Origin of the sequence: Pedobacter puniceum (genome assembly GCF_009674685.1) — a bacterium.
In the GTDB taxonomy this organism is placed as follows: Bacteria; Bacteroidota; Bacteroidia; order Sphingobacteriales; family Sphingobacteriaceae; genus Pseudopedobacter; species Pseudopedobacter puniceum.
In genome coordinates this window covers 1,379,095-1,396,152 of sequence record NZ_WKJI01000001.1, presented here as the reverse complement: position 1 = coordinate 1,396,152, position 17,058 = coordinate 1,379,095, and the positions used below count along the sequence as shown (strand labels likewise).

Here is a 17,058-nt window from a genome sequence, read left to right as displayed (position 1 = left end):
ATATGAAAATAGCATTTGCAATGAAATTAAAACCTGGCTGCGAAGCAGAGTATAAGAAAAGACATGATGAGATTTGGCCAGAATTAGCTCAGCTCTTAAAAGATAACGGGATAAGTGATTACTCGATATTTTTAGAAGAAGCCACTAATACGCTATTTGCTGTACAACAACAATCGGGTTCATCATCGCAAGATTTAGGCTCAACTGCAATAGTACAAAAATGGTGGGCTTACATGGCAGATATTATGGAAACCAATCCGGATAATTCTCCGGTAAGTATTCCTTTAAAACAGGTTTTTCATCTTGATTAAGCATATGAAAAGGATTCTTATTTTATTGATGCTTCTTCTTTCATTGGCTATTCAAGCGCAAGAAAAGAATACGGTTTATTTATTCTCCTACTTTAAAAACAACGGACAAGATGGTTTGCATTTGGCTTACAGCCGAGATGGTTTAACTTGGCAAGCCTTAAAAAACGATGAATCTTTTCTGAAACCAGAAGTATCTAAAGATAAATTAATGCGAGACCCATGCATCATTAGAGGGGCAGATGGTAAGTTTCATATGGTGTGGACAGTTAGTTGGACAGATAAAACCATTGGTTATGCATCATCAACAGATTTAATTCATTGGTCTCCGCAAATAGCTATTCCGGTTATGGCGCATGAAGAAGGCGCTAGAAACTGTTGGGCACCAGAAATTACTTACGATGCCAAGAAAAAGCAATACATGATTTATTGGGCAACAACAATAAAAGGTAAGTTTTTAGAAACAGCCTCAGAAAAAGAAAGTGGTTATAATCATCGCATGTATTATACCTTAACCAAAGACTTTAAAACCTTTAGCCCAACGCGTTTATTGTACGAGCCCGGTTTTAATGTTATTGATGCTTCTATAGTAAAAGATGGAAAGCGTTACGTTATGTTTCTGAAGGATGAAACTAGAGAGCCTGTTCAAAAGAATTTAAAAATCGCTTACAGTAAGAAAATAACCGGTCCTTACAGTGCGGCTAGTAAACCTTTTACTGGCAATTATTGGGCAGAAGGGCCAACAGCTTTTAAGCACCAAGGTAATTGGATAGTTTATTTCGATAAATATACCTTAAAACAGTACGGAGCCTTAATCTCTAAAGATTTAGAAAACTGGGAAGACATATCATACAAAATAAATTTGCCTAAAGGTATTAGGCATGGCTCTATTTTAAACATCACCGAAGAAGAATTACAAAAGTTGTTGAATGTTAAAACGGTAGAATAAGTATGAAACCAACCGATTTATATAAATTTCTTCAAGTAGATGAATACTCTGCAACGCCAAAATACTTACAGTTAAGCAACGCTATCATTTCAGCTATAGAAAACAACCATCTAAAAAAAGATGATGTTTTGCCTTCTATTAATGAGTTGAGTTATGTCTTAGAAATATCAAGAGATACCACAGAAAGAGGTTATAAATACCTGAAAAAGTTGGGCGTCATAGTATCTGTTCCTGGTAGAGGTTATTATGTTGGTAATACAAATTTTAAAAAGAAAATAAAGGTATTTTTGCTTTTTAATAAGCTTTCGGTACATAAGAAAATGATTTACGATGCATTTGTAGCCGCTTTAGGTCCAGATGCTGCCGTAGATTTTTATATCTATAATAATGATTTTACCATCTTTAAAAAGCTCATCCTAAACAGAAGAACAGATTATTCTCATTTCGTAATAGCTCCCCATTTTTTAGAAGGTGGCGAGAATGCTTATGAAATCATCAATCAGTTACCTAAAGAGAAATTGATTTTACTGGATAAGAAGGTATATGGCGTAGAAGGCTCTTATGGTGCTGTTTATGAGAATTTTGAGAAGGATATTTATAATGCTTTAACCGAGTTAAATGAGCAATTAAGTAAATACAATACTATTAAATTATTATTTCCTAAAAAGAGTTACTTCCCAAAAGAAATAGTTCATGGCTTTATAAGATTTTGTCAGCAATATGCTTTTAATCATGTTATTGTTAGCGATATAAAACAAGAGCCTATAAATGCTGGCGAAGTTTATATCAATTTAATGGAGGATGATTTGGTTACTTTAATAGAGAATATCATTTCTTTAGATTTAGTATTAGGTAAAGATGTAGGTTTAATATCCTACAATGAAACACCTCTAAAAAAACTCTTGTTAAATGGTATTACCACCATATCTACAGATTTTAAATTGATGGGAAATTTAACCGCCGAAATGATTAAAACCAATAAGCAAGAACATCATGCTGTTCCATTTTATGTAACCCTTAGGCCTTCTTTATAATTCTTTCTCTTTCATCATGATGGGGCAGGATGCGGTTGAAAAATGTAGTTTTTACATTAGATAAGCCTTTATAAACCAAAAACCTAAACACTAAAACTTAGTATCTCTATACTTAAGAACTCGGTGTGTTATATTTTAAAATGGTTTATAAAATTTAACCAATAACCATTTATGAAATTAAACTTTACAAAAACTACACTATTTTACACATTCATTTTCTTGTTTATTAACGTTAAGCTGTTTGCGCAAATTACATACAATTGGGTTGGTGGCACCAGTACCGATTTTTATAACGCTAATAACTGGTCTAATACAGCCATCAACTTTGCAGATATGCAAGCTCATACCATGGTTATTGGTGCAGGAAATCCAAATAACCCAATACAAAGTGGTGGTAACGCAAGCAATGTAAGTTACAGACCAAACTATTTTAATACTACTGCTAGTGCTAATATTACCATAAATGGAAATCTTATTCCATGGAATAGTTCTTATTTAAATGGCAATATTACTTTAAATGCACCTGCTAGCTTTAATATTAGAAATAATGTTTTCTTGGGTAAAGAGGCCACAGCTACTTTACAAGTAAATGGTGGTGCTATGTATAGTAGGTATATTTTCTATGTAGGAAACGGCGTTGGAGGAAATGCTACTGCAAATGTAACAGGCGGTACCATTTATGTAGGTACTAATTTAGAAGTTGCTACGGGTACAGCAAACCCAATAGGTATTTTAAATATTAACGACGGTACGGTAGATGTTACAGGTAATGTTAACATTGGTGCCAATGGTTCTATCTTTATTAGCGGCATAGGCCGATTAATTGTTACCGGAGATAAAGTTGCTGCTTTACAAACCCATATTACCAATGGTAAAATAACTTTTCCTGCAGGGAAAACTTTATCTGTAACTTTTGATGGTACTAGAACAACAGCTACCATCCCTCAAAATCCAAACAGTCTTTTAAGAGAATATACCAGTTACATCATTTTAAATAATGGTATTGTGGAGGCTAAAATAGATAAGAGAACAAGCAATATCTTATCTATGAAAGTAAATGGCGTAGAAACCATAGCGCAAACAGGAAATAAAATAAGTGCTTATTATGATTTTACTTCTTCCAAAGGTTTTGAAACTATATTTGGAGCTACTTTTTCTGTAAAAGAAGAAACTGCAGATTATATTGATGTATCCTTTAAAAGACCATACACTCCTGGTAGCAATGTTACCCCTTGTGATGCCGATATACATTACGTACTTAAAAAGAACGATAGCGGTTTATATACGTATTCTATTCTAGAACATAAAGCTAGCTATCCGGATTTTGATTTAGGCTCGTGGCGACAAGTGATGTGGATTGCCAATAACGGGACAGATTATTTAGCAGAAAACATTTTTGTTAATGATGTAAAGAAATGGAAAATGCCTTCTGTTGCCGATTATGCTACGGCAACACCAACAGGTATTGCAGAAATTATAAAAATAAACGCTGGCGTTAGAGCAGGTAAATACGATGGTAAATATCAGTATAGCGAGCCATTGATAGAATTACCCGCTTATGGTTTTGGTAGCGATGTTAATAACATTGGTAGCTGGGCTGTATTTGGTAGTCACGAGTATTTTAACAGCGGTCCAACCCATCACGATTTAAATGCCGCTGCTGGTATTATCCATATTTGTATGAACGGGGTACATTATAACTCTAAAGGTTTTGTGATAAAACAAGGCGAAGCTTGGTCTAAAATCTATGGGCCTTATTTGTTGTATACTTCTAATAAATCTACTGCCGAGCTAAACTGGGCAGATGCTAAAGCAAGAGCTGCCATTGAAAAAGCACAATGGCCATATGCTTGGCTTACCAATACCCCGCAATATCCTTTGGCAAACCAAAGAGGAAATATAATAGGTAATTTCTCTATTAATGACCCCTATAAACCACAAATTACTGGTGCTAATGCTTGGATAGGAGTAACCCAATTAAGTGACGACTCAAACGGACAATGGCAATTTGAAGAAGAAAATTACCAATATTGGGTTAAAACCGATGCCTCTGGTAATTTTGATATTAAACATGTAAGACCCGGAACTTATACCTTATTTGCTTTTAGTAATGGTGTTACCGGAGAATTTTCAGTAGCTAATATCACCGTAACGGCTAATAACACAACAAATTTAGGTAATATCGTTTGGACAATACCTAGAACAAATGGAAGTTTAATTTGGGAAATAGGTGTGCCAGACCGTACCGCTGCAGAATATAAATTTGGAGATTTTGATTATTCAGAAGGCTATGTACAAGATAAATTTAGAGTAACATTTAGTAATCCTATAGAGTATAATGTAGCCAGCAAAAACTGGTCAACAGCTCTGCCTTATGTACATTCGCCTTATTTTAAGGCCGATGGTACGGTAGAATCATCATGGAAATGGCGTTTAAATTTTAATTTACCAAGTGGTATCCCAACAACAGGGAATGCCAAATTAACCATTGCTTATGCCAGCTCAGACCATGCACAACAATGGATTTATGTAAATAACGAATCCTCAACACCTATTAATTTTTACCCTCCTTTGGGTGGTGGTAATGCTTTTTTAAGACAGTCTAACCATGCTAAATACTCCATACAAGTGGTAGATATTCCTATGAATAAACTTAGGGTAGGGGCAAATACTATTACCTTATTAATGCCTTCAACATCTAGTTATGGTAACCATATCATGTATGATTACATCAGTTTAGAAGGCGATGCTAGCATGACTTTACCTATCGAGTTAATCAGCTTTAACGCAAAAGCTCAAAGTAACACGACTATATTAAGCTGGGCAACTTCTTCAGAACAAAACAACCAGAAGTTCGAAATTCTAAGATCTGCTGATGGTATCCATTTCACTAGCATAGGTTTTATTGATGGAAAAGGTAATACTCATGCTAGAAGCGATTATAATTTTACAGATAAAAATCCGCTTAACGGCCTAAACTATTACAAACTTATACAATACGATTTTAATGGATTATCATCAGAGAAAGGTATTAAAGTGGTTAATTTTTCTTTATATGATGATGTAAAAGTTCATGTTTATCCTAACCCAGTAACAGAAAAAATTAATATCACGCTTAAAGACATTTCTTACCATCAAGTAGAATTAACCTTAACTAGTTTAACAGGAAGTGTGGTTTTAAAACAGTCCTTTAACAAAAATTCTACAGGTAATTATCAAATAAACTTTGATAAACAACTAGCCCCAGGTAACTATTTATTACAAATAAAGGCTAACGATTTTATCGAAGTTAGAAAGTTATTTATACAGTAATATGATTTTTCTTCCGAAAGATGTACTAAGGCGCATCTTCCGGACAATATTTTAATCTCAAAAAAAAATAAAAAAATAAATAAGTGTGTATTTAACATTTTAAAAATATTTTGCTTATAATTGAATAACCAATTATAGCTGAAGCGTACCATTCGTATTTTATTTTCAGCCTTTTTATATAAGTATTTGTTTTTTCGGTTTACTAAATGAAGGTAGAAGGAAGATTTGAATCTGTAGAGGTAGATAATGAACTTGTTCTTTGGATAAAATTCAAGGAAGGAGATAAGTTGGCTTATGCATATTTCTATAAAACATACTCGGCATTATTATTTAGGTACGGCTGTAAAATTAGTACCGATAAAGAATTGGTTAAAGACGCCATTCATGATTTATTTACATCTCTTTGGAAAAATAAAGAGAATCTTTCTGCGCCAGCTTCTGTTAAAAATTATTTAGTAAAATCTTTAAGAAACAAAGTTTTAAGAGAACATAGTAAAACAGCCAAGTTTACACAAGAAGAAAATTTAAACGAGCATGATTTTGGATTATCGCCTTCTAATGAAGATGTACTAGTTTTAAAAGAGCTAGATACCGAGAATAAGAAGAAACTTATTGATGCTTTAAAAAGCTTAAGCCATAAACAAAAAGAGGTTATCTTCTTGCTTTACTATAATAACTTAAGTCCGGCAGAAGTAGCCGCTATCATGTCTGTTTCTATACGTACCATTTACAACACCACATTTAATGCCATCCAAATTTTAAAAAATCAAATGGCTGGCGCTGCAATGTTAGTCTTTATTTACCTACCTTAAAATACTATTTAAAGGGCTTTTAAAGATTTTTTAAAAAAAAAGATTAATATAGCCCAAAGTGGCTAATAAATAGTAGTTTACAAGAGAGGGAAACTCTATCGGTAACGATTTAGTAATGGTGCTTACTGCACTTGCTTTCATTCGATTACCTTGTAAATCAATACTGCAAATATAAAAAATAAAAGGGTAAAGTACATTGGTGCTTTACCCTTTTATCATTCGTGCGAATAGAAAAATCTTTGAAAAAAAAACCCACACTGTGGGGAGCCTGTGATATTGGTTTCAATATTATTCCCAAATTTTGGCATATCAACAACAGTTGCAACTCCGAAACAAATAGTGAGAACCTCTAAAAGACTATGCTATGGAAATCGTGTTGAGTAAATTATTAACGCAAATCAGACATCAAGAAGATAAACTTTCTTCCCAAATGATGCAAACAACGGAAGAGGCTTACCAAATGACCTTGTTTCTAAATGAAATGCTGTGTAACATAAAAGCAAAAGTTTTACAGGATGGATTTACAAATGAGCAGCAAGAAATTGACTTTTTCAAGAACATCAAACCACAAATCTTAGGAAAGCTCATTTACTATAACAAAGTCTTCCGTATCGAAACTACCTGCCCCGTTAGCAATGGCAAAATACATCAAAGCTATTTTGAGAACCTATTAAAAACCCTCAAATCAGAATACAAAGAAAGTATTTGCAATGAGGATTTTTACAGGTATTATCGGACTGGCAGGATAGACCGTGACCATAGTTATTTCAGGCTCGGAAAAGTCAATTACCACGATGGATTAAAGAGTGGCGTATTTGAAATTGACCTTAGTTTTTCTACATATTATGATAACAAAATAGCCCATATTATAGCGAATGAATTACTTTATACTTTTTTGCTTACCAAAATAAATCCCGAAAAAAATCCCGATACCGTTTTAATAAACGGAGATACACACAAAGATATTTCGTGGACAAATTCTCAAAATGCTCTTATCGAACTGATATATGCACTTTATGCTTCAAATTCCATTGCACACGGAAAAATAGGCATCCGAAAATTAGCTTTGATTTTTCAAGTCCTATTCCGAACTCCCTTAAACGATATACATCACTCTTTCCACCGAATGAAAACAAGGGCAGGTTCCCGGACGGCATTTTTAGACCATCTCAAAATATCACTCGAAGAATATATGGATAAAGACCTTTAGCTAAGTTAAAACGGTATGTTCAGAGCAGTACACAAAATGTACTGCTTTTTCTTTGCCCATATCTGCCAATTGGCAAATGTTGGCAAAACTGCATTACAAAATATCCCCAATGCCTCCAAACCCTTATTAAACAGCGATTTTCCCTAATTGTAAAAATTTTCAAAAAACCGCCAAACCAATTGGCAAGGCTTGGCAGACAAACACTGCCACCTTTAACAATTTTGCATAGTGAACTTTAAAAAGCTGTGCAATGAAAATAATAACCATTGAAGAAGAAGCGTGGCAACAGCTAAACAGCCGTATTAATGCCATTGCCGATTACCTGAAAAGATTGGACGACACCAACTATGATGACCTGTGGCTCAATAACCACGAGGTATGCCAATACCTGCACATCAGCGAAAAGACCTTATGGCGTATGCGCACCAAAGGCGAGATTGCTTATTCAAAAATCTACGGTCAATATTTCTACACCATAGGAGCAATTAAGGATATGCTCAATGCCAATGCGATACAGAGCAGTGATGAGTTTGTGCAGGAGCTTATGGCAAAAGGGAAAAGCTATATCGAAAAAGGCAGAAAGCTAAAGACAGATAAAAAATAGGTATGACCCCCTAAAAGTATATCCCTATGAATATTGACAGAATGGAATTTTTAGCGTGGATGGAACGCCTGATGGGCCGTCTTGATATGCTGGGCGACAATATAAATGAGTTGCAAAAGAAACGCAATAGCATAGATGGCGAGGAATTGCTGGATAACCAGGATTTACTACAAATGCTAAAAATCAGTAACCGTTCCCTGCAACGGTATCGCTCCATCGGGAAGTTACCGTATTATACCATAAGCGGGAAATTGTATTACAAGCTATCTGATGTACATCAGTTCATTAGAGAGAGCTTTAACCCGCCCTCAAAATGAACGCCAATGAACGCCAAAGACTGCCTTTGAGTGCCAAATTGAGCAATACCGCCAACGCTTATTTTACATTCGGCAGTGAACTTTTAAAATTTTCAGAATATGAGCGAAGAAACCACAAAGAAACAGGAAATGCCCGAACAGTTATCGGACATATTATTGGTGCTGGATAAAGAAAAAATGAAAATCCAAGCCGTAAAGAGTATTGACGAGAATGGGAAAATGGAAACCGTTGACCCCACCAAGAAAAACCAAAACCAGTTTATGCGGGTGGATAAAAGCGGCGATTTCTTTTCCAACTTCTTCTCTAATTTTTTCAGCCAGTTAAAGAACCCTACCAATTTTTCATTCTTCAAAGTGCCTGCACCTATTGCAATTGAAAAAGCACAGGAAATGCAAAAGCAGGTAGATAAGCCTACTCCCGAAGGTGAAAAAGTGATGAAAGAACACGAAGTAAAAACAGAACCGCAACAGGATAAGAAACAAGAAAATCAAAAAAATATGGCAACAACACAAACAACACCGGAAGCCAGCGAGTACCGCTACAAACCGGAGCAGATTGATTGGGACACAATGAAAAACCTCGGATTAAGCAAGGAATACCTTGAAAAAAGAAACCTGCTTGACCCTTTGTTACGAGGTTATAAAACCAATGAACTTTTGCCGATAGGCGTTAATTTCGGAGGTTCTGTTCTTCGTACAGATGCCCGATTGTCTTTACAGCAAGCCGAAGATGGAAATGTTATCGTAGCAATACACGGTATCAAAAAAGAACCCAACCTACATTTTGAGTTTTTCGGACACAAGTTTACCGATGAAGACAAAAAGAACCTGCTCGAAACGGGTAATATGGGGCGTGTGGTTAACCTGATCAATTCTAAAACTGGCGAACTGATGCCGTCCATTATCAGCATAGATAGGCTAACCAATGATGTGATAGCCTTACGGACGGATTTCATAAAAATTCCCGATGAAATTAAAGGCGTAAAGCTGAATGATGAGCAGAAGCAAACTCTAATGGAGGGTAAACCGCTAAAGTTAGACGCTATGATTTCCACGAAAGGAACGGAGTTCTCGGCAACGGTACAGCTCAATGCTGATAAGCGTTATGTAGAGTTCCTTTTTGACCGCAATAACTCCAACAGGCAAATCCAAAACAACGGTCAAACCCAAAACAATCAACAAAACAATCAGCAAAACCAGCCGCAGGAAGCTCCAAAAACATTCAGAGGTAAAGAACTGACCGATGAGCAGCATAAGGATTTCAAAGCCGGACAAACCGTTTATATGGCAGGGCTGGTTGATAAGAAAGGACAAACGTACAATGGCTATATCACTTTCAACAAAGATACCGGAAAAACAGACTTTGAGTTTCCTAATCAATATAAAGAAAGGGTAAAACCCACCGAAGCCCATAAAACGCAAACTGCCGTCAATTCGGAGGGCAAGACCAACGAAGCAACTAAAAACATCAATGAGCCTTTGAAGTCGGGACAGCAAAGACCGAAAAACAAACAACAGCAGGAACAACAGGAAAAGCCGAAAGCTCCTGCAAAATCCAAAGGCGTAAAAAGGTAATCAAGTATGAAAACAATCATTGCAGAAAAACCAAGCGTAGCGAGGGAAATAGCTGGACTTGTAGGAGCATCTGATAAAAAGGAAGGTTACCTGACAGGTAATGGCTATTTTGTTACATGGGCATTCGGTCATTTAATAGGATTGGGAATGCCCGAAGATTACGGAATTTCAGGGTTTGACAAAGCTGCTTTGCCAATACTCCCCAACCCTTTTTTGCTGACCGTCCGGAAAGTAAAAAAAGAAAAAGGTTATACCGCTGATACAGGTGCATTAAAGCAACTGAAAGTTATTGAACAGCTATTTAAGCAAAGTAGCAGCATTATCGTTGCAACCGATGCAGGGCGTGAGGGCGAACTCATTTTCAGGTACATTTACGAATACCTGAAATGCAATAAGCCCTTTGAGCGCCTTTGGATAAGTTCGCTTACTGAAAAAGCCATCAAGCAAGGCTTTGACAATCTAAAAGACGGGGCAGCATTTGACGGATTGCATCAGGCGGCACAAAGCAGAAGCCGAGCCGATTGGCTTGTGGGCATAAATGCTACACAGGCGTTGAGTATTGCCGCAGGAAATGGCATCTATTCGCTCGGAAGAGTGCAAACGCCTACATTGGCTTTGATATGCAAAAGGTATTTGGAAAACAAGAATTTCTCGGTAAAGAAATATTGGCAGATACAGTTATCGCATGATAAAGAGTTGATAGATTTTAAAAGCCTTTCCAAAACCAAATGGGAAGACCAAAAACTTGCCGATGATGCGTTGAAAGCCATTCAGCGAAGCGAAACGGCAACAATTACATCAGTAGAAACCAAAAGCGTTACAGAACAACCCCCTTTATTGTTAGACCTTACCGGATTGCAAAAGGAAGCCAATAAAAAATTGAACCTTTCTGCCGAAGAAACGCTCAACATTGCCCAAAGCCTTTACGAAAAGAAGTTTATCACTTACCCACGTACCGGAAGCAAATACATTCCTGAAGATATGTGGGCAGAAATTCCCAACCTCGTGAGGGCCTTGCAGGATAGGGAAACTTGCAAGCAAGCCATATCAAAAATGAAATGGGGACGTTTCAATAAACGTATCGTGAATGATTTGCGTGTTACCGACCACCACGGATTATTGGTTACAGACAAAATCCCGTCAGCATTGAACGCAAAGGAAAATGCCGTTTATGATATGATTGCCTTTCGGTTGCTCGAAGCTCTTTCACAAGCCTGTATTAAGGAGATAACGGATGTAGGTTTACAGGTATTGCATTACGATTTTACCGCAAAAGGCTGTAAGATTATAGAAGCTGGCTGGCGTTCCATTAAAGGCAGTTTCTCTGATGATGATACCGAACCTGTACAGGATTTACCCGAACTGAAAAAAGGCGATGAACTCAAAATAAAAGAAGCCTCCGTTCTCGAAAAGAAAACCAAGCCGCCGGTGCTTTATACCGAAGCGGGGCTTTTGTCGGCCATGGAAAGTGTAGGAAAGGAAATCGCAAATGAAGAGGAACGCAAGGCTTTACAAAATATAGGTATCGGCACTCCGGCTACAAGAGCCGCAATAATCGAAACCTTGTTTACCCGTAATTATATCCAAAGAGAAAAAAAATCCTTAATACCGACTGAAAAGGGATTGCAGGTATATGAATTGGTCAAAGACCGCAAAATTGCAGACGTGGCAATGACCGCCGAATGGGAACTCGCATTGCAGAAAATCGAAAACAACGAAGTGGATGCAGGAACTTTTCAAAAAGAAATGGAAACTTATGCTTTCTCTATTACCAATGAATTGTTGCAAACTTCCATTGCCCAAAACAACCTGCCTAAATTGGTTTGCCCGAAATGCACAAGCCAACAACTCATTATCCGTGATAAAATTGTGAAATGTCCAGATGAGGCTTGTAATTGGGTACAGTTCCGTAATGTGTGTGGCGTACAAATCGGCATAGCCGATATTGAAAGCCTTGTCAATAAAAAGAAAACTTCACTCATCAAAGGAATGAAAAGCAAGGCAGGTAAGAAATTCGATGCGTATATTGTATTGAAAGAGGATTGTACAACCTCTTTTGAATTTGCTAAAAATAAAAGCTACAAAAGTAATGGAAAATAAACCTACCATTAGCCCGATGGAAATCAGGAACCTTATATATACCATACGTGGCAAGCAAGTGATGCTGGATAGCGACCTCGCTTCCTTATATCAGGTAGAAACAAAGAACCTCAATAAAGCCGTAAAAAGAAATATTGAAAGGTTTCCCGTTTCTTTTTGCTTTCAACTGACCGAAGAGGAAGTTGAAAACTTGAGGTTCCAAATTGGAACCTCAAGTTTGAACTACGGCGGAAGACGTTATCTGCCCTATGTTTTTACCGAACAAGGGGTCGCAATGGCTTCTGCTATACTCCGTTCAGATATAGCGGTTAAAGTCAGTGTTGGAATTATGGAAGCCTTTGTGGAAATGCGTAGAATGCTTATCAGCAATGCCGCTTTGTTTCATCGTTTGGATAATATTGAATTAAAGCAATTAGAAGCAGACCAAAAATTTGAAGAGCTTTTTAAGGCTTTGGAAAGCGATAAGCTCCACAGCGAAAAAGGTATCTTTTACAACGGGCAGGTTTTTGATGCCTACGCCTTTGTGTCTGATATTGTGCGAAGTGCAAAAATCTCCATTATACTGCTGGATAATTACGTGGATGATACAGTTTTAACCTTATTAGGAAAACGTAATGCCCATGTAACTGCCACCATCTATACCAAAAGCATCAGCAATCAGCTAAGGCTGGATGTGCAACGGTATAACAGCCAATATCCTCCCATTGAAATAGAGATTTTTTCCGATGCTCACGACCGCTTTTTAATAATAGACCAAACGGAGCTGTATCATATCGGGGCTTCACTAAAAGACCTGGGCAAAAAATGGTTTGCCTTTTCGAGAATGGATATTGAAGTGGGTAGAATGCTTCAAATCCTGAACAAACAATAAGCAAATCCTTCTGAAGTTTTCCGAAGTTTTATATTACTTAATCAAATTTCATCCGTTGTATTCGTACAGCGTTTAAAATTGCCAATAATGCTACCCCTACGTCTGCAAAAACGGCTTCCCACATAGTGGCTAAACCACCTGCTCCTAAAATGAGCACAATCCCTTTTACCACAAATGCTAAAATGATATTCTGCCAAACTATTTTCTTGGTCTGTTTTCCGATATTAATTGCCATCGGGATTTTGCTTGGTTTATCATCCTGAATAACCACATCGGCAGTTTCAATAGTGGCATCGCTTCCCAAACCACCCATCGCAATACCTACATCACTCAATGCTACAACAGGAGCATCGTTCACACCATCGCCCACAAATGCTACGGTTTCGCTTTTCACTTTGATTTCTCTTACCTTGTTTACTTTGTCTTCCGGCAATAAATCGCCAAAGGCATTATTAATTCCTAATTTATCAGCAACAAATTTTACCACGGTGTTTTTATCTCCGCTTAGCATTGTAGTTTTTACACCTAATGCTTTTAATTTATCAATGGTTAGCTGTGCATCTTCTTTGATGCTGTCGGCAATGGTGATGTAGCCTGCAAATTTACCATTGTAAGCAATGGCTATTAGCGTGTACACGATTGTGCTTGGGTCTAAATCATAACTGATACTGAACTTATCCATCAATTTGAAATTACCTACCAATAATTCTTTTTCGTTTACGGTAGCTTTCAAACCGTGACCTGCTATTTCTTCTGTGTTTTCTAATTTTATGGAATTATCAATTTCGCCTACATACTGATGAATGGCAGTTGCAACGGGATGTGTGCTTTGACTTTCTAATGCATTTACCAATTTCAGAATTTCGTCTTTATTGAATTCTGGTTTTAAAATCACTTCCTGTACTTTGAAAACGCCTTCTGTCATCGTACCGGTTTTATCCATTACTACATTTTTAATAGCTGCAAGTACATCTAAAAAGTTGCTTCCTTTAAATAAAATTCCATTTTTAGAAGCTGCACCAATTCCACCAAAATACCCTAAAGGAATGCTGATAACCAAAGCACAAGGACAAGAAATAACCAAAAACACCAATGCTCTATACAACCATTGACTGAACACATAATTATCAACAAAAAAGTAAGGAACAATGGTAATAAGCACTGCCAATAAAACAACAATCGGTGTATAGATTTTCGCGAATTTCCGAATGAATAATTCTGTCGGTGCTTTTTGTGCTGTGGCGTTTTGTACCAATTCTAAAATTTTAGAAAGTTTGCTATCAGTATAAGCAGTCGTTACTTTTACTTGTGCTACTGTATTTAAATTTATCATTCCCGCCAATACAGTTTCGCCTTTTGTTTTGGTGTCAGGCTTGCTTTCTCCGGTCAATGCTGCTGTGTTGAATGAAGCGGTTTCGGACAATAATTCTCCGTCCAATCCTAATTTTTCTCCGGGTTTTAATTGAATGATAGTACCGATGTTTACACTTTCTGCTTTTACAGTTTTGGATTGGTTGTTTTCTAAAATCGTTACTTCATCAGGTCTTTGGTCGAGCAAAGTTTTGATGTTGGCTTTGGCTCTTGTCACGGCTAAAGTCTGGAATACTTCGCCAACGGCATAAAACAACATTACGGCTACACCTTCGGGATATTCGCCAATCGCAAAAGCTCCAATGGTGGCAATACTCATCAATAAAAATTCTGAAAATACATCGCTTTTGCGAATGCTTTCAAATGCTTCCTTGATTACAGGAAATCCAACCGGTGCATAGGCAACAATGTACCAAATAACTCTAACCCAACCTGTGAACCAGGATTGTGGAAACCAATTGTCAAAAGCAATGGCTATCATCAGCAATACAAAGCTGATAATGGCTGGTAAAAACATTTGAAACGTAGATTTGTCCGTACTCCCGTGGTTATGACCGTCATCGTCACTGTGTTCGTGATTATGTCCATCGTCGTCGTGATGCTTTTCTAATAATTTTTTAGCATTGGCATCGGTATATATTTTTTCTTCTTGTGCTGTGCAACAAAGCTGTTTGCCTTGTGCATCGTATTTATGTTTGTGTTCCATTAGAATAGCCTTTTAGTTGTTTTTTTATAAATTAAATATTGTTCTCCGTGTTGTTTTTTCAAAAATTCTTCTTCCTGTCTTATCTGAATTTGGATAACGATATAAGTTGAAAGCATCAGAAAAAATGTAAGTGCATTGGGCAGTATAAAAAATATTCCCCCAACACTGATTATCATTCCTAAGAAAATTGGGTTCCGGCTATAGGAAAACAGTCCTTTTGTGATTAATTCGGTTTTATTGCTTTCATCAATACCAATTCGCCAACTGTAACTCATTTGATATTGGGCCACCGAAATCCATAGTAATGAAAGGTGTATCAGAATTAATCCGATTATTAAAAATAAATCTTTCATTAAATAAGAAATCGGCACTAAATATTGATAAACATTATCACTGAATGAATAAATGAAAACAGCTACGAAAAGCAATGCTATCAATATTTTCATCACAAATCCGATATAGTCGTGTGCATTATCCGTTTTGCCAAATTTTACGGGGTTGATGCCTGTTTGCTTGTAAGTGCGATATGATGGTAGCACAAAAGCTACCATCATATACAACACCAAATACAATGGCAAATAAAATTTCAACCAAATCATATCGTTCAATTTTTAATGTTCGTGACCACCTGCATTGCTCAATTTTGCATTTACGAAAAATGCTCCTTTTACTACAATTTTTGCATCGGCAGGAATTTGATTTAAAAATGTTACTGCGGTATAACCCATATCAGATACGCCTTTCAGCACTTCTACTTTTTCAAAATTTTTGGCGGTTTTATCTTCTTTATGGTCTTTTTCTTCGCCCTCTTTTTCGCCTTCTTCGTGATGCACTTCTACTTCTTTATCTGTTTGTACAAAAATGTAATATTTGCCATCGGCATTTACAATCGCATCGTTAGGTACAGAAGGCGTTGTTACGTTATTGAGGCTTACAATTCCTGTGATGTTCATTCCATCAATTAAACCGCTTTTATTGCCATTTACACGGCAGTGAACGGCAATGGTTTTGCTCTCATTTTCAAAGGATGAACCGATGCTGAAAACCGTAGCATCATACTCTGTTGTAGGATTATTGGTTAAAGTAAAATGAATGGTTTGTCCTACTTTTACCTGTGGCAAATCTTTTTCAAAAACCTGTAAATCCAAATGCAATGAAGTGTTGTCAACAATTTCGGCAACTGGCGAAGAAGCATCAACATAACTGCCTATTGTGGCATACAAATTACTTATCGTTCCGTTCAATGGGCTTGTAACCAACAATGCCGATTTCAAATTGCTGTTTGAGATTGAATTTGGATTAATGCCCATAAGCTGTATTTGCTGTTGCAATGATGCTTTTCGTGTGCGAAGCGCTTTGAGCTCGGCAGTTGAGTTTTGCAAATTTTTCAAAGCGCCGGCATTGCCTGCATTCAGTTCCTGTTGGCGTTGCACTTCTTGCTCGGCAAAAGTAATTTTACTTCCAATGGTAAGATATTCTTCCTGCAATTGTATAAACTGCGGATTGGCAATAGTAGCAATTACCTGACCTTTTCTTACATAATCTCCGATTTGAACTTTCAGCGATTTTATCACACCTCCGTACAAAGAAGTGGCGTTGGCTTTGTTGTTATTAGGAACTTTCAAATTTCCATTTGCTTTGATGGTCGCTGTCAATTCCTTGTGTTCTATTGCGCCTAATTGGATGCCTACTGTTTTTATTTGTTCTTCGGTAAGTGTGGCAATGGCTGCTGTTTCATCTTCGTGGGCGGCTTCTTCTTTCCCTGCAGTTTTGGTTTCGGCAGATTTATCTTCGGCTGGCTTATCATTTTTGCAGGCAGAAAAAGTTAACATTAAAACAGCTATCGCTGCTATCAACGTGATTTTATTTATATTAAATTTCATTTGTAC

General features: G+C 36.8%; 14 protein-coding genes. 11 read left to right on the top strand and 3 right to left on the bottom strand.

Annotation, left to right across the window (positions count from 1 at the left end):
* Positions 1-2 precede the first annotated feature (2 nt).
* From rhaM to GJJ64_RS06200, 11 genes are all read left to right on the top strand, one after another.
* The gene (rhaM, locus tag GJJ64_RS06250; protein WP_039448668.1) at positions 3-311 is read left to right on the top strand and encodes an L-rhamnose mutarotase; all 309 of its coding nucleotides are present in this window, start codon (positions 3-5) and stop codon (positions 309-311) included.
* A gap of 4 nt (positions 312-315) precedes the next feature.
* On the top strand, positions 316-1,257 hold the full coding sequence (locus GJJ64_RS06245) for a glycoside hydrolase family 43 protein (RefSeq protein WP_154286820.1): 942 nt from the start codon (positions 316-318) through the stop codon (positions 1,255-1,257).
* 2 nt (positions 1,258-1,259) lie between these two features.
* Positions 1,260-2,291 (top strand): GntR family transcriptional regulator, encoded by a 1,032-nt coding sequence (locus GJJ64_RS06240; protein WP_154286819.1) that lies wholly within the window; start codon positions 1,260-1,262, stop codon positions 2,289-2,291.
* A 171-nt stretch (positions 2,292-2,462) separates the two neighbouring features.
* Positions 2,463-5,603 (top strand): polysaccharide lyase family protein, encoded by a 3,141-nt coding sequence (locus tag GJJ64_RS06235; RefSeq protein ID WP_154286818.1) that lies wholly within the window; start codon positions 2,463-2,465, stop codon positions 5,601-5,603.
* 206 nt (positions 5,604-5,809) lie between these two features.
* Positions 5,810-6,415, top strand: coding sequence for an RNA polymerase sigma factor (locus GJJ64_RS06230; protein ID WP_154286817.1), 606 nt, complete (start codon positions 5,810-5,812; stop codon positions 6,413-6,415).
* A gap of 364 nt (positions 6,416-6,779) precedes the next feature.
* Entirely contained in the window at positions 6,780-7,625 is an 846-nt protein-coding gene (locus GJJ64_RS06225; RefSeq protein WP_034870198.1) for an RteC domain-containing protein, read from the top strand.
* 250 nt (positions 7,626-7,875) lie between these two features.
* A complete protein-coding gene (locus GJJ64_RS06220) occupies positions 7,876-8,229 on the top strand; it encodes a helix-turn-helix domain-containing protein (RefSeq protein ID WP_034867814.1) in 354 nt (117 codons plus the stop codon).
* Positions 8,230-8,255: 26 nt separating this feature from the next.
* Positions 8,256-8,546: a helix-turn-helix domain-containing protein gene (locus GJJ64_RS06215; protein ID WP_034867813.1), complete on the top strand. Its 291-nt coding sequence runs from the start codon at positions 8,256-8,258 to the stop codon at positions 8,544-8,546.
* Between the two features lie 99 nt (positions 8,547-8,645).
* A complete protein-coding gene (locus GJJ64_RS06210) occupies positions 8,646-10,121 on the top strand; it encodes a DUF3945 domain-containing protein (protein WP_034867810.1) in 1,476 nt (491 codons plus the stop codon).
* A gap of 6 nt (positions 10,122-10,127) precedes the next feature.
* Positions 10,128-12,221, top strand: coding sequence for a type IA DNA topoisomerase (locus tag GJJ64_RS06205; protein ID WP_154286816.1), 2,094 nt, complete (start codon positions 10,128-10,130; stop codon positions 12,219-12,221).
* Positions 12,211-13,092: an ORF6N domain-containing protein gene (locus tag GJJ64_RS06200; RefSeq protein ID WP_154286815.1), complete on the top strand. Its 882-nt coding sequence runs from the start codon at positions 12,211-12,213 to the stop codon at positions 13,090-13,092. Before GJJ64_RS06205 ends, GJJ64_RS06200 begins: the two co-directional genes overlap by 11 nt.
* Before the next feature lie 37 nt (positions 13,093-13,129).
* On the opposite strand, the gene GJJ64_RS06195 is transcribed toward GJJ64_RS06200, so the two are convergent.
* From GJJ64_RS06195 to GJJ64_RS06185, 3 genes are read right to left on the bottom strand one after another with little or no spacing between them, the layout of a single operon-like run.
* Positions 13,130-15,169, bottom strand: coding sequence for a heavy metal translocating P-type ATPase (locus GJJ64_RS06195; protein ID WP_154286814.1), 2,040 nt, complete (start codon positions 15,167-15,169; stop codon positions 13,130-13,132).
* Positions 15,169-15,768: a methyltransferase family protein gene (locus tag GJJ64_RS06190; protein WP_154286813.1), complete on the bottom strand. Its 600-nt coding sequence runs from the start codon at positions 15,766-15,768 to the stop codon at positions 15,169-15,171. The genes GJJ64_RS06195 and GJJ64_RS06190 overlap by 1 nt, the downstream gene beginning before the upstream one ends.
* Before the next feature lie 12 nt (positions 15,769-15,780).
* A complete protein-coding gene (locus tag GJJ64_RS06185; protein WP_154286812.1) occupies positions 15,781-17,052 on the bottom strand; it encodes an efflux RND transporter periplasmic adaptor subunit in 1,272 nt (423 codons plus the stop codon).
* Positions 17,053-17,058: the final 6 nt, after the last annotated feature.